Genomic DNA, 24,417 nt, shown 5'->3' with positions numbered 1-24,417 from the left:
TGGGCATGGCGCATCAAAGTATCGATGCACATGGAAACCGAGCTAATGGGCGCAATGAAAGAGCGCGCTGAAATCGAAGCGATTGAAGTATTCGCCACTAACCTAAAAGACTTGTTGATGGCAGCACCGGCTGGCCCTCGTGCAACACTTGGTCTAGATCCGGGTCTGCGTACAGGTTCAAAAATCGCGGTTGTCGACTCAACAGGTAAAGTGCTTGCAACCGAAACCATCTACCCTCACCCACCACAAAAACAATACGACAAGTCAGCACAAATCGTTGATCAGTTGGTGCGTAAGTACAACGTGGATTTGATTGCGATTGGTAACGGTACGGCTTCACGTGAAACCGACAGCTTTGTCGCAGACGTCATCAAACGTGGCAACCTGAAAGTTCAGAAGATCATCGTAAGTGAAGCGGGTGCATCGGTTTACTCAGCGTCTGAGCTTGCAGCAAAAGAGTTCCCGAATATGGACGTGTCTCTGCGTGGTGCAGTGTCGATTGCTCGTCGTTTGCAAGATCCATTGGCTGAACTCGTGAAAATTGATCCGAAATCTATTGGTGTGGGTCAATACCAGCACGATGTAAGCCAATCTATGTTGGCAAAACGCCTAGATGCGATTGTGGAAGACTGTGTAAACGCGGTTGGTGTTGATGTGAACACTGCTTCTGCGGCGCTACTGACGCGCGTAGCAGGCTTATCAAGCACCATCGCGCAGAACATTGTCGACTTCCGCGATGAGAACGGCCGCTTCGAAGCACGTACAACCTTGAAGAAAGTACCTCGTTTAGGTCCTAAGGCGTTCGAGCAGTGTGCGGGCTTCCTGCGTATTATGGATGGTAAGAACCCACTTGATGCGTCTGCGGTTCACCCAGAAGCGTACCCAGTGGTCAAAGCGATTTCTGAGAAGAACAACAAAGATATCAAAGCACTGATTGGTGATTCAAGCTTCCTTAAAGGTCTGCATGCGGTCGATTACACCGACGATAACTTCGGCGTTCCAACCATTACAGACATCATCAAAGAGCTGGATAAGCCGGGTCGTGACCCACGTCCAGAATTCAAAACGGCGACGTTTGCAGAAGGTGTAAACTCGGTATCTGACTTGGAACCGGGCATGATTCTAGAAGGCGTGGTGTCTAACGTAGCCAACTTCGGTGCCTTCGTTGATATCGGCGTTCACCAAGATGGTCTTGTGCATATTTCTGCACTGACAGATCGTTATGTGTCTGACCCACGTGAAGTGGTGAAAGCGGGCGACATCGTCAAAGTGAAAGTGATGGAAGTTGACGTGCAGCGTAAGCGTATTGGTCTATCGATGCGTATGAACGACGAACCGGGTCAAGACAACCGTAGCCAACGCTCATCAGCAGCGCCGCGTCGTAATGACCAACCGCAGCGTCGTCAGCCTCGCCGTGATGATTCGTCATCGAACAGCGCGATGGGCGGTGCGTTTGCTGCTGCGTTTGCTAAAGCGAAAAAGTAACCTTACCTAGGCTTCACCGCTAACGAGCTTTCATAACTAAAAAGAAAACGCTCCAATCAGTCAACCTGCTTGGAGCGTTTTTGTTTGAGTAGGATATTGAGTCGTCATAATACTGCTATCACTTCTGACGGGGTATGGGGAGCGACTGCATGACCATAATGAAACTTGATCACCTTCCTGCGCTTTTCCATTAATCCTTCATTGATCGCAGCATCCAAAATGCGCTTTGGTAAGCGAAAGCGGATCGCGTAGCCTTTCCCCTGGTCTTCACTATACGATTTGAGCGCAAGCAAACTAAAAAGCCGTTCTAGTGTATCTTCCGGCTCTTCTTGATAACGCGTGTCGACTTCCGTTTCCATATCATAATCAGGATGCTCTGAAGGATCCCAAGAAGACTGACGTCGGCGCTTGTCATCACCTTTTACTTTTCGCTCTGCATTGGTTTTGGCCAATGCGACCGTTGGCGTTACAGGCTCTCGGACTTTATTGTCGCGAGCTGCTTGTTCCGTCTGCACATTCACGGATGGGGCGATCAGTGGCACACTTACGTTGGTCGGTGACACAATCATTGCGAACCCTCCTCAGAGTCGCCCAACTCGTCAATATGGCTTAGCTTTATTGGCTAATAAAACCTCACCAGCCTTTATATCGACCACTTTTTAAACAACTTGAGGTGTTTCCGCTCGCACTTGCTCAATCGTGAGCAAACTCTCGGATTTGAACACAAAATTCGTCATGTTCGGTGATAAAAGGCGCATGAGAGGACTGATTAAAAACAAACTGCTGGGTATGAGGCAACTGTTCACTTAAATCGTTAGCTACTTTAATTGGCACCAACCCATCTAAACGGCCATAAAGACGCAACATTGGAACAGAAAGAGACGTCAACGCATCGCGCAGATCCACATCAGCAAGGATGTTTAGCCCAACCAACAGCGATTCAGGGTTTGGCTGAGGGCGCGATAGTATCGCTTGCTTGAGCTGTTTAACGTCTTTACGCGCTGATGGGCTGCCCATCGCTTGCAACGCCATAAAGCGCTCAATGGTCAGTGAGAAATCTTCTAGCAACTGAGAGGTGAACGCACTCAGTACATTCGGTTGAATGCCGCGCCACGGTTTTTCTGCGGCAAATTTTGGTGAGCTGGCAACCGTAATCAACTTAGCCACGCGCTCGGGCATATTTAATGCCACATGCGTCGCCACTAAACCTCCGAGGGACCAACCAAGCCAAATCGCTTTCTCTGGCGCACCTTGCACCACCAAGTTAGCAATATGGTCTAAATCTTCGGCATGAGATTCGGCGCTATGCCCGTACCCCGGAAGGTCAACCACATGAACTCGGAAATAAGGTTGAAGAGACTCGACTGTCTGCTGCCATACCGCACCATTCATGCCCCATCCATGAAGCAACACCAAATCTGGTCCTTGACCAAATGACTGCCAGTGTAATTTCGTGCTCATGCTCTCAATCTCTCCCACTTATTTTATTCCCTACGGCTTCAGCCAAGCGTTAGGCTGAGTAAAATATCACCATGAATAAACGCTATGTTATCTCATCACTGGCAAAACATCATGCATCACGTATTGAGCAGTCAATGCGGCCTGTGTCGGTTCCCTATTCAAACACCAAGCCACACAAATACTCTGCGCTGGTGCGAGCACTGTTTAAAATACCTAACTCCGGTAAAACGATGTCAACGCTGCGGTTTATCATTACAGAAAGAAGAAATGAGTACGGATAGTATTTGTGGTGAATGTCTTTCAAAGCCACCGCCATGGCAAAGGCTATACACGTTAGGCGATTACGACTTTCCCCTTTCACGGGAAGTACAACGCTTTAAAGATCACGGAGAGTCTTGGCATGTAAAAGCATTAACCGAGCAACTGGCACAGCGCATCACCACGCCAGCTCCAATCATTACCAGTGTGCCATTGCACTGGCAGCGTTACCTGCGCCGGGGTTTTAATCAAAGTGACGTTTTAGCCCGACACCTCGCCAAGCAATTGCAGACTAATTTTGATGCGAAGGTCTTTCGTCGAGTAAGGCTCGCCCAATCACAGCGTGGTAATACCAAAACAAGCCGTGAACAAAACTTAAAAGGCGCGTTTATTCTCAATAAGCGCCCTCACTCTTCCCATGTTGCCATCGTCGATGATGTAGTCACCACGGGCAGTACCGTCCGACAATTATGTCATTTACTACTTGAAGTTGGCGTAGAAAGCATCGATATTTACTGCATCTGCAGAACACCTGCTCCTCGTTCTCTCTAGATCGCTTCGCCATGCCTTAGCATCAAAAAGACTAGATCCATACGTCAACAAGAGTAGAATAGCAGCAGTAACCTACAAATTTACTCGGGTATTCGTCGTGTCAAATATTACTATTACAGAAACTGCGCAAACGCATTTCGCTAACCTTTTAGGTCAACAACCTGAAGGCACTAACATTCGTATTTTTGTTGTGAACCCAGGTACACAAAACGCTGAGTGTGGCGTGTCTTACTGCCCACCAGAAGCAGTAGAATCGACCGACACTGAACTCTCTTACAGCGGTTTTTCAGCTTACGTGGATGAGCTGAGCCTGCCGTTCCTTGAAGACGCTGAAATCGATTTTGTTACCGATAAAATGGGCTCTCAGCTAACGCTAAAAGCACCTAACGCTAAAATGCGTAAAGTTGCGGACGACGCACCACTGGTTGAGCGCGTTGAGTACGTTATCCAAACTCAAGTCAACCCACAGCTTGCTGGCCACGGTGGTCACGTAAACTTGGTTGAGATCACTGAAGACGGTGTTGCGATTGTTGCATTTGGTGGCGGTTGTAATGGCTGTTCTATGGTTGACGTAACACTAAAAGAAGGCATCGAGAAAGAACTGCTAAACCAGTTCATTGGTGAACTAACCGCAGTTCGTGATGCTACAGAACATGACCGTGGTGATCACTCTTACTACTAAGAGTAAACACTGTCAGAAAATGGGAGGCTTCGGTCTCCCATTTTTGTATCGATACTGAGGTGATGCTGAGATGCTTAGCTCGACTCGTAAAATCCGCTAGAAACTCAGGCGGAGTTCTCATATATTAAGAATCTTACGCATCTCGTAAACGCCAACGACACCAAGGAGCCAGCGTCATGCCGAAACGAACCCCACCAGAGATACTCTCATGCCAGACGGTTGCAAAATCCAAACTGTTTGCTGTGGAAGCGCTCGACCTTCGTTTTTCCAATGGTGAGCATCGTACTTATGAGCGTATGAAGCCAAGTGGACGAGATGCTGTAATGGTGGTTCCTGTAACAGAACAAGGCGATTTATTACTGGTGCGTGAATACGCCGCTGGAACTGAACGTTACGAGCTAGGTTTCCCAAAAGGGCTGATTGACCCAGGAGAAACACCACACCAAGCTGCGGATCGTGAGTTAAAAGAAGAAATCGGCTTTGGCTGTAATCAGTTAACCCCGTTGAAACAAGTTATCCTCGCGCCATCTTACTTTTCGAGCAAAATGACTCTATTTTTAGGACAGGCGCTTTATCCAGAGAAGCAAGAAGGCGATGAGCCTGAACCACTGGAAATTGTGCGTTGGCCACTTGCGCAAGCCGAAGAGTTATTAACTCACATGGATTTCTGTGAAGCACGAAGCATCACAGCGCTAATGTTGGCACTGAAACACTTACCAAACACCACTCACAAGCATAACCAATAACGGTCATTAGAACCGAATAACACTGTGAGTAAGGACTATCACTTATGCCAATGACAAAAGATCTATCTCACCTACTTCCTCAAGTCATCGAGATTGCCCGCAGTGCTGGGCAAATGATCCTCGAAATATATGAAAAGAAGCAATACGAGGCCTACACCAAAAGTGACGAAACTCCCGTAACAAGTGCGGATATTGCTGCTCACAAGTTCATCACTGAACGCTTGAGTGATCTGACGCCTGACATTCCCGTGTTGTCAGAAGAAGACGCAGACATAAGCTTAGAGCAACGCGCTCAGTGGGAACGTTATTGGTTAGTCGACCCTCTTGATGGTACTCAAGAATTCATCGCTCGCAGTGGTGACTTTGCCACTATTATCGCGTTGGTCGACAACAATCGACCAACCATGGGCGTCGTTTACGGTCCTGTATCTGGCGTGACTTACTACGCTTATAATGGCAAAGGCGCCTGGAAAATTCCCGACATGTCGGACAGCGTCAAAATCCATACACACAAACACGAACAGCCAGAGCAAAGCATCGCAATTGCTATTAGTCGTCGCCAAGACATCAATCGTATTACTAACCGTATGAGCAGCGCCTGGAATTACGACTTAATACCGCTCGGTTCTGCGGCATTGAAAGCATGCCTCGTCGCGGAAGGGGCGGTAGATTGCTATCTCCGACTAGGTCCAACAGGTGAGTGGGACACCGCTGCGACACAATGCATTGTTGAAGAAGCTGGCGGACGTATTCTCAGCACGCAATTAGAACCGCTGTCATATAACGAGCGGGAAACACTAGAAAACCCGAATTTTATTGTTCTTGGTGATGCGGATTTACCTTGGAATGAGATTTTACAACGCAAAGATTAAGCGCCCTATCGGTAAAATTTAGAGCACAAAATTCTAGCAATAGAAAGGCCACGAATATCTTCGTGGCCTTTTCTTTTTGACCTTCTGTACAGCACTTGGAGTATTTGGCCTACTATGTTCCAATTGCCTGTAAAGCTGAACGAAAGAAAACAAATCAATTAAAAATCATGGTTTTAAATTTCCATTCATTCCCAATGTACAGCGAATAGAGGTTTTAGCTTACAATGATCCAAAAGCAAAAAGAGCTGCACAATAGCAGCTCTTTTAAGATATTGGATTTTGTCACGATAGGTTAGAAGCGCCCTTGGTAGTTAAACTCATATTGACCTTGAGCATTCGGCTTACCCAACCATTTCAGTTGCTCCCCCATGCTGGATGGGAACTCTGCACCAGGCTTGAACCACGCTTTGGTTGAGTACCGTTGATTAGGCATCAGTTCAGCGGAAAACGCCGCAGAGACTTGTTTGCTGCTCTGCTCACCAGTTGCCGTCAATACACTATCCTGACAGTTTATATCGGCAATCACAGGACCGAGATCTAAGCTGCCAACGGGGCTTTGAATACCACTGGCATTCCATACTAAAGTGCCTTCACCGTTCTTACACCAAGGCGCAGCATAAGTCGCATGACGAATATTCAGCTCAAGCTGCCCATCAACACCAACAGGCACAGGGAGGCGCGCTTGCTCAACAACTTTTACCGCCGGAATTGAGGCAACTAAGTTTTTGGCATAAGGGCCATCACTTAAGCTATAGCCGACAAAACCGCGCCCACGAACGTCCATTTCACTACCACGACCAAAGCGCACAGCAAACTCAGCTTTACCTGTCAGTAGACTCGACCATTGGAAATCCCAATTAACTTCTCCAAGGTTCTGGCGCTGCCAACGAATACTAGCAGCTTGACCTTGCCATACCGAACCGTTGGCTCCTTGAATGTCCAGGCCTCTCACTGTTGGTGCTTGTTGTAACACCCAAGAGACTGGTAATCCCATTAAAAGACTGACTGAAAAAAAGACGATAAAGATAACAACGTAAAGTACTGCTCGCTTCACCTTAACCTCGCTTAAACTGAAGGCGGTTTACATCGATCATGCCCGCTTGCTCTGTTCGGTCGATATCTAAAAATTCGACTTCAATACCCTGTTGCTCTTTCAAGTAACGTAACCAATCCACTAGTTGATTAAACGCGAGTGGTTTGATCCACACTTGAACGCTCTCATTACGAGGTTGTACGCGAATCAACTCAACTTTATAACGACGAGCTGAAGAAGAAACCAACTGATTCAACGGTTGACTAGAGTAGCTCACACCGCTGCTTTTTCGCAGTGCAGTGATGCCATCCGCTTTATCTTGTACCCAAGCTAGCAACTGTTTTTCGCTTTGAATACGTGACTGAGCTAGCTCCGCACGTTGGCTCATTGGCTGTAATAAACCCCAATAAATAATACCGATAACGGCAATAGCGCCACATCCCATGACCAAACGCTGCTCACGCTGCGAGATGCTACTCCACCAAACCTGAGCTTGAGAAATTAAGTTTTTCATCATCACCTCACAAACGCTTCAAAACAAAGCTGCCAACCACAACGTTATCGCTACGGTTCAACTGACCTTGCTCAACATTAAACTTCTCTGCCAATTTCACACGAGCCTGCTCAAAAGGTTGGAAGTCTGAACTACGAGCCTGAATACGTACTTCGCCACGTTGTCCGTCGTATTTAAAGCTAGTGATCTCCAAGTCGCTGACCTGACCAAGCGTCGCGGGTAATGCCGCCAACCATGACAACATTGCCTGCTGACCACTTCCACCAGATAAGCGGCGCTCTTCATCATCCATTTGTCGTTTGAGGTAACTAACGGTAGGAATGCGTCGTTTATTTGGGAACACCTGGCGGAAAATACGCTCACTCTCCTCACGATACGCTTGAGCTTGTGCTTCGTACTTGTGGACCACGAGCAACTGCTGCGCAACCATGACGACGATAAGCACCCCCGCAGCAATGGTGGCTTTTTGCCAGAGCTTCCAGTATTTACCCCAAGAAGATTTCGGCTTGAAGATCCCAGTCAGCAAATTGACTTTGCTTTCTGTCACCCCCTTCGCCAGTAAAGCCATCGTCATTTCTTCTGGTTGCGGCTCCCATATTTCAGGTAACGCAGATTCCGGGACCGAGCTATAGCAATCGAGCTTCCAACCTTCATGATTTTGTAGATAAGAAGAGAGGTAAAGGTCTAACCAAGAAGCGTCGACAACCGCGCCCTCTGTCGCAGAGTGACGAATTAGCCATTGCTCGCCAATCATTGCAGCACAGCTGTGCTCTCCACGAACCGGTAACGCAAGCACATCGGGTAAAATGCGTTTAATAGCGATACCTTGGCTTGAGAAACGTTGCAGTACAGTCTGAATCCAAGCACGTTCAACTGCGCAAATCTGCGCTTTATCCGCTTGTTTACCCAACACGCTAAAGTGCAGGCCATCAACGTCCTGAGCAACTTCGTCTTCCACTAAGTACGGTAACATCGCCTCGAATTGGCGTGTTGCACCAGGTGGTATATCCACTTGCGTCAGGACCACATCATTACTCGCCAACAGCGCCACAACTTGGCGCTGACCAGCATATGAGACCAACTCATCTAAGTGTTCCCACCCGGCGATTTCACCGCTAGCAATCACTTCCTGTTGATCTGTCGACCACACCACCCAAGGAATGGTACTTTGTTGTTCGCTACTCAGCCGAACGGTCAGAAACTCGCTCACTGATCCCTCCAAAACGACGGCGAACTACGGTCACCGTTTCTCTATTTGTACTTTGCAAAAGGCTTCGGATACGTACACGTGATTCATCCACCAACACTTGTGCATCCAATTCAAAAAAGGCGCTATCCACACCCAAATAGCCTTTGGCGTTTTTCTTTACATCTTCACTTAAGCCAGCCATTTCTGACTCTGCTAAAAATTCATCAATGCTATCCCACCCATCAAATGGGCGTTTTTCAATTAGCTGAATCGCATCACTACTGCTTAAGTTTGGTGAGAACATTGCCACCAAAATCGGAGTTTGCTCAACATCAATCGTATTCACGTTTAAACGCCAGTCATCACTTGGCAATGCACAGACCAACGGCTCCAATTTTTGGAAAATTTCACCACTCACCTGATAGACAGCCCGTAACTCGGAAGCATCTGCCATCCAACCATTTGATGCCAAATAGGAAGGTTTCATCGCTTCATATGTGCTGTCTTCAACCCCAGTAGTCGAACGGACAGAGTCATCAGCATCAATGTATTCCCAAGTAGAGTCTGCAATGATTTCTGCTTGATATGGCTCGACATCCAACTCTTCTAATAGGCGCTGCAATACATTCACTAAATATGGTCTTGTAATTTGCTGACCCGTTGGTTGCACACGACTCAATACATTTAGATTAAAGCACGCTTGCTTGTCTCTAATTCGTCCCGCCGCTTGACCATAATCTAACGGATAGACTTGCTCTTTTATCGCCCACGGTTGACTCATATTAATCGTGTCGGTGTCTTTATAACTTTGTTCGATACCCACTTTTGCTAGCGCCTCGACGCCAAGGCTGTACCAGTACGCTTGCTGGTAATTGATTTGATTAGCGCCTCGCTGAAACTGTAAGAACAAACGTTCCGACATGCTGGCGGCAACCGTCGCCATAATCGCCAGCAACATCAACACTATAATCAAAGCAACACCGCGCTGACGGTTAACCATTATTGCTGTCTCCTGAACTTTCCTCTTTCTGACTCAATGTGCCATCAGGAGTGAGATAAGTGCGGGCAATTTCTCCATAGTCTTTGAGAGTGAGAACAACAGAAACCGCTTTCGGCAGCGCTTTTTCTTCAGCCCACTCTTTTTTCCATTGCTTACCATCATAGAAACGCATATCAAATGACTCGACCTGCGTTAGCAATGGAGTAACAGTACCTTGTTGCCCAACCGGCGTATCAGGATAGCGCCACCATACTCGCTGCAGTGTTTCTTCTTTTAAGCGATAGCCAACCTTGGTTACTTCTCCACGAGGGAACTGCTGCTGAGGATTGTGCCAACCTAAACGGGCAAACATCAGCCCTTTAGTATCGGAGTCCAACAGGTAATCGGACCAAAAAATTAGCCGGCTAGCAGGCTCTTCACCATTAGTACGTGTTTGACGCATCGCCATTTGACGAAAATCGTTATCCATCATAACCATGGCACGCTGAATTTCGTTTAAGCGTTGGGTTCGTTCTTGTGATAGCGCATTGCTACGCTGTACTTGCGATACCACTTGGTACGCTGCGACACTTAAACTGGCAAAGATGGCAATCGATACCAACACTTCAATAAGTGTAAAACCTTTTACCCTTTGGCGCGTGTTTGCGCGGAGATGATTATTGCGCCACATAGCTTCGTACCGTTACTACAGGGCTCGCGCTTTTCTCTACCGAGACGCTCACATCAAATGCTTTCAGCAATGGCTGCGTCGTGGCGACTGGCGTGACTTTCCAGAACCAAGTGCGTCCTGCCAGCTCTTCTGTGCCGTTTTTCGCTTTGAGTTCTCCGGTATTCAACATCACATTTGCCATCTGATTATCCACAACCATGGCTGCAAACATTTTTTCTTCTAGATAACTGATTGTATTAATATGCTGGCTCACAGAGCGAATGACACTGATGGCAGCGGTAGCGAAAATTGCCAGTGCGACCAATACTTCCAGTAAGGTCATGCCTCTCGTCCGGCGATGACTCAAATTTGGGCGAGCTTGCTTAAAATTGCGCATTCTCATCCTCTTTCACTTCTTCGCCCGGAGCTAATAACAAAATTTGTCCACTTTCTTTGCCAATGACTCGCCAACCGTCATTAAAGGCATCACCATTTTGCGGAAAAAAAGACAGGGTAAATGGCGTGACTTCGGCGCTGGAAAAGATAAACACTTGCGGTGGCTGAATTTTCTTTTCGTCCTCTTCTTCTGCGAACATGTCTTCATCAAAAAGAGAACCTGGTTTGAATAAGCGCTCATCATTATCCCAAGCACCACCTCCGAGCTCGAGTTGTAGCGTAATATCTTCTTCTAGCTTGGTTTTGCTCGGAATCTGCTTTAATTTCAGAGGCTGCCAACCTTCTGAGGTTAAACTCAGTAGAGCGTAGGTCGATTTGGTATCATCCACTCGAACGCCAAAATCTTTACCGCTCAGCACCGCTTCTTCATTGAGCAGCTGTAAACGCTGAAAAAAGCTTTGAGCATACTGTTTGGAAAGATCTTTTTGGCTAGTCGGTAACGTCGAGATCACGGCCACAGCCGTAAGAGATAGCAAAACCAGCACCAATAGAATTTCTATCAATGTAAAACCGTTATGTTTTCGCATTTGTTTCATTAGTGCTGGCTTAGGCTCAATTATTGGAAGTCTTGCATGTTCCAGTTGCCAATATCTGCAGCTGGACCTTCTCCACCCTCTTGGCCATCTGCGCCTAGAGTGAAGATATCGATTGTACCGTTATCACCTGGGCTTAAGTATTGGTACTGGTTGCCCCAAGGGTCATTAGGAAGACGTTTGATGTAACCACCATCACGGTAGTTGCGTGGCTCTGGGTTAGATGGCTTACTAACCAATGCTTCTAGACCTTGGTCCGTTGTTGGGTAAACGCTGTTATCCAACTTGTACATATCTAAGGCATTTTCCAACGCGACAATGTCCGTAATCGCTTTTTGTTGGTCAGCCTTCTCTTTGTTACCCAATAGGTTTGGAACAACAAAACTTGCCAAAATACCTAGGATAACCACAACAACCATCACTTCTAAAAGTGTAAAACCCTGTTGTTTACTACGCTTAAACTTCATTTTTTTCTCCGAAAGTTAGATTAAAGCCATGCCGTTAGTAGACACGTCTTAATTCGAAATTATCCACTCATCAAGTTATTCATTTCTAGCATTGGCATCAAGGTCGCCATCACAATGAACAACACTAATCCAGCCATTAATGCAATCAGCGCAGGAGTAAACACACCCAGAGCAATATTGACTGTTGATTCAAAGTTTTGATCTTGGTTATCGGCAGCCCGCGTCAACATGCTCTCTAATTCACCACTTTGCTCACCACTGGCGATCATGTGTAGCATCATTGGTGGAAACAAGCGAGTTTGATCCAACGCCTTACGCAGACTAGCCCCCTCTCGAACGTTATCCGCTGCAAGCAAGACTTGCTGCTTCACATAACGGTTAGACATAACATCTACCGCAACGCGCATACCCTCTAGAATTGGAATCGCACTGGAAGTACAGATCGAAAGCGTTCGTGCGAATCGTGCGGTATTCAAACCTCGAGAGATCTTACCTATTAGCGGTAAGCTCAAGATTTTTCTGTCCCAAGCTAAGCGAAAGTCTGGCTTTTGCAACGCCAGTTTGAGGCCATAGAAAAGCGCCACCAGCACAACGAAAATAATCAGCCCCCAATCTTGCACAAACTCACTGGCTGCCAGTAAAAATTGCGTCGATTGAGGTAACTCTTGGCCCATCTGAATGATGGGTTCAATGATTTTAGGAACAACTGTCGCCAATAAGAACGAAACGATGACAACCGCGAATACCACCAAAACTACAGGATAAATCATGGCTTGAAGCAATTTAGATCGCATCTTTTGGCGGTTTTCGACGTAGTCTGCCAAACGCTCTAATACGGTATCGAGGTGACCTGATTTTTCGCCCGCCGCAACCATGGAGCGGTACAGTTCATCAAACACATGTGGGTAATCGGCAAAACTGTCGGCAAGCGGATAACCCTCTGTTACTTTCGAGCGAACCGCAGCCAACATAGAACGAATCCTCGGCTTTTCAGCCTGCTCAGAGACCGCACGCAAACACTCTTCCAAAGGCATACCTGATTGGACTAGCGTAGACAATTGCCGTGTGATGAGTGCCAGCTCAGATGTTGAGACGCCGCGCTTAAAGCTGACTGAACCTGAAGACTTAGCCGATTTAGCTTTCGTCTCAACCACTTCAATCGGGATCATCCCTTGCTCTTTGAGTCGCTGGCGCACTTGTCGGGCGTTGTCCCCTTCTATCGTGCCTTTTTTATGCTTGCCTTTTGCATCTAGCGCTTTGTACTCAAATGCCGCCATTAGGTTTCCTTCGTCACTCGCATCACTTCTTCAAGTGACGTAATGCCACGACGCACTTTGCTTAAACCATCGCTGCGAATACTTGGCGTATGGGCGCGAACGGCTCTCTCAATTTCTTGCTCACCAGACTCTCGGTGAATCAACTCTTGTACTTGCTCATCAACCATAATGAGCTCGTGGATACCTGTTCGACCTCGGTAGCCTTTTTGGTTACACGCTTCACAGCCTTTTGCTCGGTGCAGTTCTAACGGTTCATGCGCTTCCATACCAAACAGTTTTTTCTGTTCCGCATCGGCTTCATACGGCTCTTTACAGCTTGGACAAAGCGTTCGAACTAAGCGCTGCGCTAGCACCCCTAATAACGAAGAAGAAATAAGGAATGGCTCAATACCCATATCACGTAGACGCGTAATCGCACCCACTGCGGTGTTGGTGTGGAGAGTCGACATTACCAAGTGACCCGTTAAGGACGCTTGCACTGCAATTTGTGCGGTTTCTAAGTCACGGATCTCACCGACCATCACCACATCCGGGTCCTGACGCAGAATGGCACGCAAGCCGCGCGCAAACGTCATGTCGACCTTTGGGTTCACCTGAGTTTGACCGATGCCATCAATATCAAATTCGATCGGGTCTTCAACCGTTAGAATGTTGCGTTCGTTGCTATTGATCTCTTGCAAGCCAGCGTACAAGGTGGTGGATTTACCAGAACCTGTCGGGCCCGTCACCAAGATGATACCGTGAGGGCGGCCAATCAAGTGACGGAAGTTGTCATGCACTGAAGGGGTCATGCCCAAACTATGTAAATCAAGACGAGTCGCGTTTTTATCCAACAGACGCATTACCACGCGCTCCCCATGAGAGGACGGCATCGTCGATACACGCACGTCCACCGCACGACCACCGATACGCAACGAAATACGGCCATCTTGAGGCACACGCTTTTCTGCGATATCTAGTTTAGCCATAACCTTCACACGAGAAACCAGCAAAGGCGCTAGCTTACGACTTGGGGTCAGAACTTCACGCAATACGCCATCGACACGGAAACGAATCGAAAGGGTTTTCTCGAACGTCTCAATATGAATATCCGACGCACCTTCTTTGATCGCTTCGCCCAACATGGCGTTGATCAATTTGATGATTGGCGCATCGTCTTCCGATTCTAATAAGTCTTCATCATGCGGCAGTTCTTCAGCCAAAGAGAAGAAATCATCGCTATCAGCACCAATATCTTCCATCAACTGACGCGCTTCAGACGAGTCGCGTTGATATGCTTCAGTCAGCTTTTTATCAAAGGCTTCTTTATCGATAGGTTGCGGTACGAAGCTTTTCTTTAATACACGACGGACTTCAACCAGAGCCGCAGGGTTAAGCGGCTCGACATAGTAAAGAATAGGTGGACGCTCAGGATGCTCTGTCTCCAGCACCAGTTTAAAGCGGTTGGCAAAACTGAATGGCAGACGACGCATACTTGGCGCTGTGTCTAACATATCAACCATTAGTTGTTTTCCATTTGATCAATAAACGCTTGGATCTCTGTTGGGTGCTGACGCTCCTGGCCAAAGGCTGGCATAACCGGGATCTTCTCGTCAGCCATCAACTTCAAACCTTGATCCGCTTTGTAAAGCTGTTCTGCGCGAATAAAGTTGTATTTACGCTGCGTAATACCGTCGGCCGTCACACCATCGCGAATAATCGTCGGCTTGATGAACACCATCAAGTTACGTTTTTCTGTTTGCGTGCTAGTTGACTTGAACAGATGGCCAAGTACCGGAATGTCACCCAATAGCGGCACTTTAGACTCACTTTCAAGTGCGCGTTCATCGACCAAACCACCAAGAACCAACATCTGACCATCTTGGATCATGACAGAGGTGTTTAACTGTCGTTTAGCAAAGCGAACGTCAACCGCACCGTTTGCGCCTAATACGTTGGAAACTTCTTGTTCAATGTTTAACTGTACAGAGTCACCTTCGTTAATTTGTGGCACTACTTTGAGTTTGATACCGACTTCTTTACGGTCAACCGTTTGGAATGGGTTGTCGTTGTTTGAGCCAGCCGTAGAGCCCGTAATAACCGGAACCTCTTCACCCACAATAAATGATGCTTCGCCATTATCCATTACGGTAATACTCGGAGAAGATAGAATGTTTGAGTTGGAGTCAGAAGCAACAGCACTAATTAGCGCTGTCCAGTCACCCATGACAATACTCATTGCCGCACCATTTACTCCGCTAAGTGCTGACGCTAGCGTAGAGTAGTCACCTGATTCAGTAACATCATATGGCGTTCGTTCGCCATTAGAGTTGGTATAGTATTCAGTTCGGGTTTGATCTTTTGCTTCTTCTAGACCAACCATCACCTGACCAATCGGGGCTCCTGAGTTACCGTACTGAATTACAGCACCCGTTTCTAATGAACCCCACTGAACACCTAGGTTAATACCATCACCTTCAGACATTTCGACAATTAACGCTTCAATAAGAACCTGAGCACGACGAATATCGAGTTGAGAAATGACGTCTTGTAATGCCATCATAATATCTGGTGGCGCTGTTAAAACTAACGAGTTAGTTGCAGCGTGAGCAGCAATGACGACCTCACCACGCGATGCACCTGATGTTTTCTGACCGGCTTGCTTTTCAGCTTGCAGGTTATCGGAAACACCTTTCAATACATCCACCAAGTCTTCAGCTTTCGCATTTTTCAGGTACACAACTCGGTTGTTACCTTTTGTCGCCATTTCAACATCAAGTTGACGAATCAAACGTTTCAAGCGGGCTCTTACTTTTGGATCACCAGAAATTAAAATCGCGTTAGTACGTTCATCGGCCACAATTTTAGGTTCAAGGAACTCTGGCGTGCTTTTCTGATTCGCACTTTTATTCAGTGCTTCGACAATGCGTACCATTTCAGCAGCAGATGCATTACGCAGCTCCACCAATTCAATTTCTTTATCACCGGCTTGGTCAACACGCTTGATGATCTCTGCTAAGCGATTCACTACTGCCGCACGACCAGTAATCAAGATAATATTCGCTGGATCATAATGAACCACGTTACCGGCACCGGCGTTATCAATCAGCTGACGAAGTAGAGGAGACAACTCTCGAACCGACACATTACGCACCGCGACAACTCGAGTGATAACACTATCGCCTTGCGCGCTGCCATCACCTAACACAGGGATTGCTGAGGTTTTTGAGTCTTTTGCTTTGATAACCTTAAGTACCCCATTGTCCATTTCTACGACTGCGTAACCGTATACTTCAAGGACATTAAGGAAAAAGCTGTAGTATTGCTCTTCGTTAAGAACGTCATAGCTGCGGACATCGATTTTACCGCGTACTGAAGGATCAACAATGATGGTCTTTTCGAGGTTACGACCCACTATGTTGATGAATTCTTGAATATCAGTGCCTTTAAAGCTCGCACTAAATTCGTTTGCCATTGCACCTGGTACGCAGAGTAAACTTCCTGCTAGTAGCCAAGCACTTTTGCTGAACCAATGTTTCACGTATGTCTCCCTGAACTTACGCCGGTTGCCTAAGTCTTACAATTGGATATAGATATCGTACTGTTGGCCGTCTCGCTCAACAGTTAAATTTAATTCTTGCGGATCGCTCATCACTTGCATCAGTTGTACTGAAGAAGACGGGTCACTTAAATCGATCCCGTTCAGTTGAACCGCAATATCGCCAGGTTGTAGCCCTACATCATTAAATAATGCGGCATCACGACCAGGTGATACTCGATAACCAACAATGTCTCCGTCTTTTTTGACGGGTGAAATAGTGATGTATTTAAAAACGCTTTGTGGATCTTTCGCAATTTCCTCGCGGATTTGCTCTAATTTCTCTCCAACGTCAGACGTCGCTGCTTCTGCTCGCTGAGCTTGCGCCCTGGCTACCTGCGGCGATTCAGATAGCTTCTTATATTCTATACCTTCCATCATTAAGGTCTCGTCTCGACCTTGGTTATCAATGATGACGCGATCCACCAATACCGCTTTTAGTGTCGCACGTGTCCCTTCGATTTCTTCACCCAAACCGTACGTAGCTTGCTTACCTCGGTTAGCAATAACAGCAAGGCTGGTGTTGGCATCACTACTTGCAACCGCACCGACCAGCGTAAGGTTAAGGCGCGTCTTAGGGGCGTCTTTAACAATAGGCTGTTCTACAACCGCCGCTTTTTGCTCAGTGTATTTACCGAATAGGTTGGCATTCTGAAGGGCATTAAAATCTATCGCGTCGCCTTTATTGCTCGCAGCAACGCTACTCGCCGATGGACGCCATTGCGGCACTTCCGACGATTGAGGTATGGCTAACCACACAATTTTGCCAAGTATCCATCCGGTTATCGCAATAAACAGACAGGTAAGCAACAAGCTAAGTTTGGCTTGAATGGTATAATGATTGGACTTGATCTGAGCCAGTAGCGGTCTGCTTGATAATCCTGCACTTAGCTCTAAACGTTTCACTGAATGGATTCCTTTATTCTAACGTCCGTCATTTAAGCTATAACGATAGCTATCGACTTTAAATTGCTAAATTTGCAATAAAATTATTACTCAACAAAGAGCAGTGAACTATATCACAAGTTGTCTTTCATACCTTTTTCTTATGCAGTTTTTGCCAACTCCCTTGAAAAAAATACGCCTTGACTCCATCTGTAGGTGAATAATCCATCACTCATTGCCGTATTCGGGCAGTGATTAGATAGCGTAGTGTTCTATGAGTTCCCTAAATGAAGCCGTTAGGCTAGATAAATGGCTATGGGCCGCAAGATTTTACAAAACCCGCTCCATCGCGCGTAACATGGTCGATGGCGGTAAAGTCCACTATAATGGCCAACGAAGCAAGCCGAGTAAAATCGTTGAAGTGGGCGCTGAAGTCAGACTTCGTCAAGGCAACGAAGAAAAAATCGTGATCATCGAACAAATCTCAGATCAACGCCGAGGCGCTCCCATCGCACAAACCTTATATCGCGAAACCAATGAGAGTATCGCGAAACGTGAGGAACACGCGACTCAACGTAAGCTTAATGCCCACAACCCAAGTCCGGAACGCCGCCCAGATAAAAAGCAGCGCCGAGACATCATTAAGTTCAAACACCAATAAAAGCCGGAATTACCAACGAGGAAAGCACTCCATGGCAAATAATGTTTTAAACCGCTACCTATTCGAAGATCTTTCAGTACGTGGCGAGTTGGTACAATTGGATGAAGCGTACCAACGTGTTATCTCCAGCAAGGAATATCCGGCAGCAATAGAGAAACTGCTGGGTGAGCTACTCGTTTCAACTACTCTTTTAACTGCCACTCTTAAGTTCGAAGGTTCGATCACCATCCAGCTACAAGGCGACGGTCCTGTGTCTCTTGCCGTTATCAACGGTGACCATAACCAACGTGTTCGTGGCGTAGCTCGCTGGGAAGGCGATGTTGCCGATGACGCAAACATTCACGATCTAATGGGTAAGGGCTACCTTGTGATCACCATCGAACCGAAAAACGGCGAGCGTTACCAAGGCGTCGTTGGACTAGAAGGTGACACTTTAGCAGAAGTGCTAGAAGGCTACTTTGCAAACTCAGAGCAGTTAAAAACGCGCCTATGGATCCGCACTGGTGAGCATGAAGGCAAAGCACACGCAGCAGGTATGTTGATTCAAGTGATCCCTGACGGCACTGGCTCTCCAGATGATTTCGAACATCTAGAGCAGCTCACTGACACAGTAAAAGATGAAGAATTGTTTGGTTTAGAAGCGAACGAGTTATTGTATCGACTATATAACCAAGACAAAGTACGTCTGTACGAGCCGCAACCTGTCGAGTTCCATTGTGGCTGTTCTCGTGAGCGTAGCGGTGCCGCAATCATCACCGTTGAGAAAGCTGAAATTTATGACATTTTGGCAGAAGTTGGATCAGTTTCTTTACATTGTGATTACTGTGGCACAACTTATACGTTCGACGAATCTGAAGTCACTGAACTGTATGCACAAGCTTCTACAGACAAGAAAACCCTGCATTAATTTACATAGCTTATCAAGCACGTAATTTACCCTACAAAAGGCCAGCTTAATGCTGGCCTTTTTGTGATCAACCCCTCGTAATAACTAGCCTCAAGCGTAATAAAACAACTGCTTAATTTTAAACAATTAATAATGATTTTGCCCTAGCGCAAAGGATTGCGTGCACGATAGACTATTCCCACCAATATGTGACGGGTTACCTAAAACCTTATTGAAATCATGGGTAAATTTTGAGCTATCTCCCTGTTTTCTCCCCGCCCCGTTGCTAGCATGGTGAGCAGATTAAAATTAAAACATTCTTACAAAATCCCTACAAAATCCTTATAAGGAGCACCTATGACCGTTATGGAACATACTAAGGCTGCAACACTTGATCTAACCAAGCACGGACTGCATAACGTAAAAGAGGTTATTCGCAACCCAAGCTACGAAATGTTGTTTGAGGAAGAAACGCGTGAAGACCTAACCGGTTATGAGCGCGGCGTGGTTACTGAACTAGGTGCGGTTGCCGTTGACACTGGCATCTTTACTGGTCGCTCACCAAAAGATAAATACATCGTCAAAGACGCTACGACAGAAGAACATATGTGGTGGACGTCTGATCAAGTGAAAAATGATAACAAGCCAATCACTCCTGAAGTGTGGGACGAGCTAAAAGAACTGGTCACAAACCAGCTTTCTAACAAACGCTTGTTTGTTGTTGACGGTTACTGTGGTGCAAACCCAGATACACGTTTGAGCATTCGTGTTATCACAGAAGTCGCATGGCAAGCGCACTTCGTTAAAAACATGTTTATTCGCCCGACGGAAGAAGAGTTAGCGACATTTGAACCAGACTTCGTAGTAATGAATGGCGCAAAATGCACTAATCCAAAATGGGAAGAGCAAGGCCTGAACTCAGAAAACTTCACCGTATTTAACCTAACTGAGCGCATGCAACTTATCGGTGGTACTTGGTACGGTGGTGAAATGAAGAAAGGTATGTTCGCGATGATGAACTACTTCCTTCCACTAAAAGACATCGCATCAATGCACTGTAGCGCTAACATGGGCAAAGATGGCGATGTAGCGGTATTCTTCGGTCTATCTGGTACGGGTAAAACGACCCTGTCGACTGATCCTAAACGTGCGCTAATTGGTGATGATGAGCACGGCTGGGATGATGACGGTGTCTTCAACTTCGAAGGTGGTTGTTACGCAAAAACCATCAAACTTTCTAAAGAAGCGGAGCCGGACATCTACAACGCAATTCGTCGTGATGCACTGCTAGAAAACGTAACAGTACGTGGCGATGGCTCTATCGACTTTGATGATGGTTCGAAAACAGAAAACACACGTGTTTCTTACCCTATCTACCATATCGATAATATCGTTAAGCCAGTATCAAAAGGCGGTCACGCGAATAAAGTGATCTTCCTATCAGCCGATGCATTTGGCGTACTGCCTCCAGTATCTAAATTGACACCCGAGCAAACTAAGTACCACTTCCTGTCTGGCTTTACCGCCAAACTAGCGGGAACAGAGCGCGGTATTACTGAGCCAACACCAACTTTCTCTGCTTGTTTCGGCGCGGCGTTCCTAACGCTTCACCCAACTAAATACGCAGAAGTACTGGTTAAACGCATGGAAGCAGCAGGCGCTGAGGCTTACCTAGTGAATACTGGTTGGAACGGCACTGGCAAACGTATCTCTATTCAAGATACACGCGGAATTATTGATGCCATTCTTGATGGTTCGATTGAAGAAGCACCAACTAAGCACATTCCAATCTTCAACCTTGAAGTACCAACGTCACTACCAGGTGTGGATCCTAGCATTCTAGACCCTCGCGACACGTACGTTGACCCACTTCAGTGGGAAAGCAAAGCGAAAGATTTAGCAGCGCGCTTTATCAATAACTTTGATAAGTACACAGACAACGCTGAAGGTAAATCCCTGGTTGCGGCTGGTCCTCAGATTGATTAAATCGAGTAACAGCGACTTCGCGTAAACGCAGTGAAAAGTTGGCATTAACTTATCACCTTTACGTAGGCCAAGTTACAAAAATTGCTTCAAGCCCCTCTTTTGAGGGGCTTTTTATTGAATACCACAGAATATTGATACAAGCTAAAGCCTATCTAGTTTTATTTCATAACACACGTAGGTTCTAGCAAAGATGAAAACAGCGCGTCGAGTTCTACTTCTGTTACTGGTTATCTTAGTTGCCATTCCAGCCGCTACGATTGCGCTGCTAACAACATCTTACGCGGACGCAACCTGGCGCTTGCTGTCAAACACCTTTTCTCTTCCCTTCCGGGCCGGAAGCGTGCGTTATGGCTTTCCCTATCACCTAACTTTACAACGCGTGAACACCAGCGGAGACGATGCGTCTTACATCGAGCAAGTCGATTTATGGATGAATCCCGATGTTTATCGCGATGGTAAATGGATCGTTGATAGTTTATTGATTGATGGTATGAGCTTGCAGTATGGCGCACCAAAGCTCCCACCTTTAGACAACGTTTTATTCCATCAAATCGCGCTCAAAAATATTGATTACGCCGACGAGCAGTTCTCTGCCAATGGCATTGATCTTCAAATTCAATCACCACAATGGAATGGTCAATTAATACCATATGGCGAAGTTCAACTTGCAGCTGACCAACTCTATTGGAATGGCGAAGCCTTTAATCAAGTCTTAGTCGATATAGACTACAAACCGCAAGACAGTACGCTTTATGGCACCTCTTTTAACTGGCGTAACAGTCAAATATCTGGGCAAGGGGAGCAGTATCCTCAAGGCTGGTCTTTAGTAAATGTGACCATCAACAAGCTGAAACTGAGTAATACGCAGCGCCAATCACTGCTTGCAAAACCTTGGCACGATCTACCATTTAACATTAATCATATTAATAGCTTAGATTTGCTTAACGCCGATATTGAATGGGGCGACTGGCACTGGCAGAACTTGGATCTTTCTGTGGAAAACGCCACACTGCCACTGTCTCTCTGGAAGACAAAAGCTCAAGTGTCATTGCAGGCGGATAGCGTTCGATTCCAGCAGCAAACCGCAATAGAGCCACGTTTGAGTGCCGCTATCGAGCCAGGAGTAATCCAGCTCAACGAGCTCAGCTTAGATTGGCAGCAAGGTCGAGTGCAAGTTTCTGGATTGTTCACGCCAACACAATGGAAGCTCAAAGAAGCCTCTATTCAAGGCCTCAAGTGGGCAACACAGCCAGAAGACAACCTAAATTGGTGGCACGCCGCCACCAGCGAGTTAGAGCATGTTGCAATCGAACGACTCGACATTGAGCGCAGCCAAATTATCCAGCTATCTCACGAACCTTATTGGCAACTTTCCGGTTTAAATATCGAAGGGCAACAGCTTGATATTAAACAGTCGGCTCAACGTTGGGGCCTTTGGCAAGGCGAATTGGAAGTCAGCGTTGTCAACGCCAGCTATGACCAAATACTCACGTCTCACGCAGCACTTGCCATGCAAAGCAAAGATGGCTTTTGGCAATTGACTCGCCTTTTTGCGCCACTCGAGCAAGGCTACGTAGAAGGCATCGGACAAATAGATTTGAGTACCCCAAGCCAACCTTGGGCGCTCAACGTCAATGCTGATGGTATTCCCTTATCGCTCTTCCACGATTATTTTTTACCCGACACACTGGCTATTGATGGTTTTTCCGATCTCAGCCTCGATCTACAAGGGTTATCAGGTGATCGCAACATGCTGGCCTACAGCTTATCGGGTGAAGTGGAAGCCAATCTCCGAGATACCCGCTTGAAGTCCCAAGCGGATCATTCGCTCAAAGCCATTACCTTAAGTCCACTGCGTTTAAGCGCGCAACGAGGGGAAGTTGCCATAAAGCCGGTCACCATCTCAGGAAAAGCCATAAGTGGTAAGGTTTGGGGAACATTTGATATGGCCAACAACCCGCTAAGTGGCATTACTTATCAATTGGAAGAGTCGTGCGGAAACATTGAAGGCGATCTACTAAGTGGTGAAACCCACCGTAATGAGTGCGTGAACGCATCAAAACTGGCCGAGCCTACTGATATTGAGACTCCACAGAAAAATGAGCCTTCCATCGAGCAACCTATCGTGATTGATAACATCAACTTGGAGATTCAAGAGGAAGAGCTTTACGAAGAAGTTATCGAAGAAGATGAAGTACCCAACACGCATTCCGCAGCAGAAGAACAAATCCTCTCACCGACAGAGCAAGAAGGTGAAACAGATAAGCGCCCAGCAGGTCAGTCGGCGCTTAACCCATCAGCAACTGAGTAACTGCGAGTAGTTCGGTATCAACATATAGGTACCGACAAAATCCACAGCTGGCGTGTCACCACTATAAATCACTACGTGAATAACGATGCGTGCTTTGCGTCCCGACTCCAATCGGTCTAGGTCACCACTGATCCCATCCAACGAAGTACTCGCCACGGGGTTTTGTTCGACTGGTTGACGATAACGAATAGAGCTGTCGGCCAACACAATATCACCGTGCAACCCACGCTCTTTAAGCAGCAGCCACGTCATCCCCCACCCTGTCAGGGTTGCTAAGGTAAAAGCTGACCCGGCGAACATGGTGTTATGCGGATTAAGGTTAGGATTAAGCTGCGCACAGCATTCAAACTGGTAACCCGTGTACTGGTTAATTTTGATCCCCATTTTGTCGCTAATTGGGATTTGTTGCTCCCAGCGCTGTTGAAGCTCAGTACACCATTCAGGGCGACGTAACACATTGGCCATCGGATCCAGTTGCTTCACCATTTGCTGATGGCGCACAGGGCCACGCTCATCGGTCAGCTCGCCTCGACGCTCAAAGCCATTTTTTTCATAAAAGGCGATGGCATCTTCACGGGCATTACACACCAAGCGTTTCGCTCCTTCTTGGCGCGCTAACGACTCTAGTGCAACCAAAACCAGCGAACCCATCCCTTTGCTACGGCGATTATTTTTAACCGCCATGTAGCGGATCTGGCCATCATTATCCGGCGTAATGTATAAACGGCCAATCGCCATAGGACGACCTCGACCATCAACAATCATACGGTGATGGCTCATTTCGTCGTATTCATCGCGCTCAGAGCCGATCGGCATACGCCATGGCTCACGAAGCAGTTGCCAGCGAAACTGATAATACTTGTTTATCTGATTATCGGTTTTGGGAGTAATGAGTTTGAACATATCAATCCTTTGAAAGCACAACACTAATCAGTGT

Annotated in this window: 24 protein-coding genes; 9 read left to right on the top strand and 15 right to left on the bottom strand. The window is 46.8% G+C overall.

All coding sequences use genetic code 11. From position 1 onward, the window contains the following. A partial coding sequence (locus R8269_RS13780) for a Tex family protein (protein WP_318222562.1) occupies window positions 1-1,485 on the top strand: 1,485 nt, incomplete at its 5' end. A gap of 104 nt (window positions 1,486-1,589) precedes the next feature. Here the strand turns inward: R8269_RS13780 and R8269_RS13775 are convergent. Both R8269_RS13775 and bioH read right to left on the bottom strand, forming a co-directional pair. Beyond that, window positions 1,590-2,054, bottom strand: a complete 465-nt coding sequence (locus R8269_RS13775) for a hypothetical protein (protein ID WP_005379316.1) — start codon at window positions 2,052-2,054, stop codon at window positions 1,590-1,592. A 124-nt stretch (window positions 2,055-2,178) separates the two neighbouring features. Further along, a complete protein-coding gene (bioH, locus tag R8269_RS13770; protein ID WP_021707605.1) occupies window positions 2,179-2,946 on the bottom strand; it encodes a pimeloyl-ACP methyl ester esterase BioH in 768 nt (255 codons plus the stop codon). A gap of 84 nt (window positions 2,947-3,030) precedes the next feature. On the opposite strand from bioH, the gene R8269_RS13765 reads away from it, so the two are divergent. The 4 genes from R8269_RS13765 to cysQ all read left to right on the top strand — a co-directional run bounded on the left by R8269_RS13765 (window position 3,031) and on the right by cysQ (window position 6,056). Beyond that, entirely contained in the window at window positions 3,031-3,756 is a 726-nt protein-coding gene (locus R8269_RS13765) for a ComF family protein (protein WP_213896266.1), read from the top strand. Window positions 3,757-3,853: 97 nt separating this feature from the next. Further along, window positions 3,854-4,438 (top strand): Fe-S biogenesis protein NfuA, encoded by a 585-nt coding sequence (gene nfuA / locus R8269_RS13760; RefSeq protein WP_005379313.1) that lies wholly within the window; start codon window positions 3,854-3,856, stop codon window positions 4,436-4,438. A gap of 176 nt (window positions 4,439-4,614) precedes the next feature. Beyond that, on the top strand, window positions 4,615-5,184 hold the full coding sequence (nudE, locus tag R8269_RS13755) for an ADP compounds hydrolase NudE (RefSeq protein ID WP_005379309.1): 570 nt from the start codon (window positions 4,615-4,617) through the stop codon (window positions 5,182-5,184). A gap of 44 nt (window positions 5,185-5,228) precedes the next feature. Beyond that, window positions 5,229-6,056 carry a 3'(2'),5'-bisphosphate nucleotidase CysQ gene (cysQ, locus tag R8269_RS13750; protein WP_005379308.1) on the top strand — a complete coding sequence of 276 codons (828 nt, stop codon included), beginning with the start codon at window positions 5,229-5,231 and terminating at the stop codon, window positions 6,054-6,056. 292 nt (window positions 6,057-6,348) lie between these two features. Here the strand turns inward: cysQ and R8269_RS13745 are convergent, their stop codons facing one another. From R8269_RS13745 to gspC, 12 genes are read right to left on the bottom strand one after another with little or no spacing between them, the layout of a single operon-like run. Continuing rightward, the gene (locus tag R8269_RS13745; RefSeq protein ID WP_017635007.1) at window positions 6,349-7,110 is read right to left on the bottom strand and encodes a type II secretion system protein N; all 762 of its coding nucleotides are present in this window, start codon (window positions 7,108-7,110) and stop codon (window positions 6,349-6,351) included. 1 nt (window position 7,111) lies between these two features. Next, the gene (locus R8269_RS13740) at window positions 7,112-7,603 is read right to left on the bottom strand and encodes a type II secretion system protein M (protein WP_005383002.1); all 492 of its coding nucleotides are present in this window, start codon (window positions 7,601-7,603) and stop codon (window positions 7,112-7,114) included. A gap of 7 nt (window positions 7,604-7,610) precedes the next feature. Then, a complete protein-coding gene (gspL, locus tag R8269_RS13735) occupies window positions 7,611-8,813 on the bottom strand; it encodes a type II secretion system protein GspL (protein ID WP_005379304.1) in 1,203 nt (400 codons plus the stop codon). Next, complete coding sequence (gene gspK, locus R8269_RS13730; protein ID WP_005382999.1) at window positions 8,782-9,792, bottom strand: type II secretion system minor pseudopilin GspK; 1,011 nt, start codon at window positions 9,790-9,792, stop codon at window positions 8,782-8,784. Before gspK ends, gspL begins: the two co-directional genes overlap by 32 nt. Next, a complete protein-coding gene (gene gspJ, locus R8269_RS13725; RefSeq protein WP_132936677.1) occupies window positions 9,785-10,462 on the bottom strand; it encodes a type II secretion system minor pseudopilin GspJ in 678 nt (225 codons plus the stop codon). Before gspJ ends, gspK begins: the two co-directional genes overlap by 8 nt. After that, window positions 10,449-10,838, bottom strand: coding sequence for a type II secretion system minor pseudopilin GspI (gene gspI / locus R8269_RS13720; protein ID WP_017635009.1), 390 nt, complete (start codon window positions 10,836-10,838; stop codon window positions 10,449-10,451). Before gspI ends, gspJ begins: the two co-directional genes overlap by 14 nt. Next, entirely contained in the window at window positions 10,825-11,424 is a 600-nt protein-coding gene (locus R8269_RS13715; protein ID WP_031779019.1) for a prepilin-type N-terminal cleavage/methylation domain-containing protein, read from the bottom strand. Before R8269_RS13715 ends, gspI begins: the two co-directional genes overlap by 14 nt. Window positions 11,425-11,453: 29 nt before the next feature. Beyond that, on the bottom strand, window positions 11,454-11,897 hold the full coding sequence (gspG, locus tag R8269_RS13710; RefSeq protein ID WP_005379298.1) for a type II secretion system major pseudopilin GspG: 444 nt from the start codon (window positions 11,895-11,897) through the stop codon (window positions 11,454-11,456). A gap of 59 nt (window positions 11,898-11,956) precedes the next feature. After that, window positions 11,957-13,174 (bottom strand): type II secretion system inner membrane protein GspF, encoded by a 1,218-nt coding sequence (gene gspF, locus R8269_RS13705; RefSeq protein WP_005379297.1) that lies wholly within the window; start codon window positions 13,172-13,174, stop codon window positions 11,957-11,959. Beyond that, window positions 13,174-14,676 (bottom strand): type II secretion system ATPase GspE, encoded by a 1,503-nt coding sequence (gspE, locus tag R8269_RS13700; protein WP_005379296.1) that lies wholly within the window; start codon window positions 14,674-14,676, stop codon window positions 13,174-13,176. Before gspE ends, gspF begins: the two co-directional genes overlap by 1 nt. Next, on the bottom strand, window positions 14,676-16,694 hold the full coding sequence (gspD, locus tag R8269_RS13695; RefSeq protein ID WP_005379295.1) for a type II secretion system secretin GspD: 2,019 nt from the start codon (window positions 16,692-16,694) through the stop codon (window positions 14,676-14,678). Before gspD ends, gspE begins: the two co-directional genes overlap by 1 nt. Before the next feature lie 36 nt (window positions 16,695-16,730). Beyond that, the gene (gene gspC, locus R8269_RS13690; RefSeq protein ID WP_005379294.1) at window positions 16,731-17,657 is read right to left on the bottom strand and encodes a type II secretion system protein GspC; all 927 of its coding nucleotides are present in this window, start codon (window positions 17,655-17,657) and stop codon (window positions 16,731-16,733) included. Window positions 17,658-17,910: 253 nt separating this feature from the next. Between gspC and hslR the strand changes: the two genes are divergently transcribed. From hslR to R8269_RS13670, 4 genes are all read left to right on the top strand, one after another. Then, window positions 17,911-18,297 carry a ribosome-associated heat shock protein Hsp15 gene (gene hslR, locus R8269_RS13685; protein WP_005379292.1) on the top strand — a complete coding sequence of 129 codons (387 nt, stop codon included), beginning with the start codon at window positions 17,911-17,913 and terminating at the stop codon, window positions 18,295-18,297. Window positions 18,298-18,328: 31 nt separating this feature from the next. Continuing rightward, window positions 18,329-19,204: an Hsp33 family molecular chaperone HslO gene (hslO, locus tag R8269_RS13680; protein WP_005379290.1), complete on the top strand. Its 876-nt coding sequence runs from the start codon at window positions 18,329-18,331 to the stop codon at window positions 19,202-19,204. 336 nt (window positions 19,205-19,540) lie between these two features. Continuing rightward, complete coding sequence (gene pckA / locus R8269_RS13675; protein ID WP_005379288.1) at window positions 19,541-21,169, top strand: phosphoenolpyruvate carboxykinase (ATP); 1,629 nt, start codon at window positions 19,541-19,543, stop codon at window positions 21,167-21,169. A gap of 190 nt (window positions 21,170-21,359) precedes the next feature. Continuing rightward, window positions 21,360-23,480, top strand: coding sequence for an AsmA family protein (locus tag R8269_RS13670; RefSeq protein ID WP_258476745.1), 2,121 nt, complete (start codon window positions 21,360-21,362; stop codon window positions 23,478-23,480). Here R8269_RS13670 and R8269_RS13665 read toward each other — a convergent pair. Then, the gene (locus R8269_RS13665) at window positions 23,466-24,383 is read right to left on the bottom strand and encodes a bifunctional GNAT family N-acetyltransferase/hotdog fold thioesterase (RefSeq protein ID WP_005379283.1); all 918 of its coding nucleotides are present in this window, start codon (window positions 24,381-24,383) and stop codon (window positions 23,466-23,468) included. The two genes, R8269_RS13670 and R8269_RS13665, sit on opposite strands and share 15 nt — an antisense overlap. Window positions 24,384-24,417 lie beyond the last annotated feature (34 nt).

This window comes from Vibrio sp. Vb0667 (genome assembly GCF_033391095.1).
The sequence above is the reverse complement of the archived record's forward strand: the minus strand, read 5'-3'. Positions and strand labels throughout refer to the sequence as shown.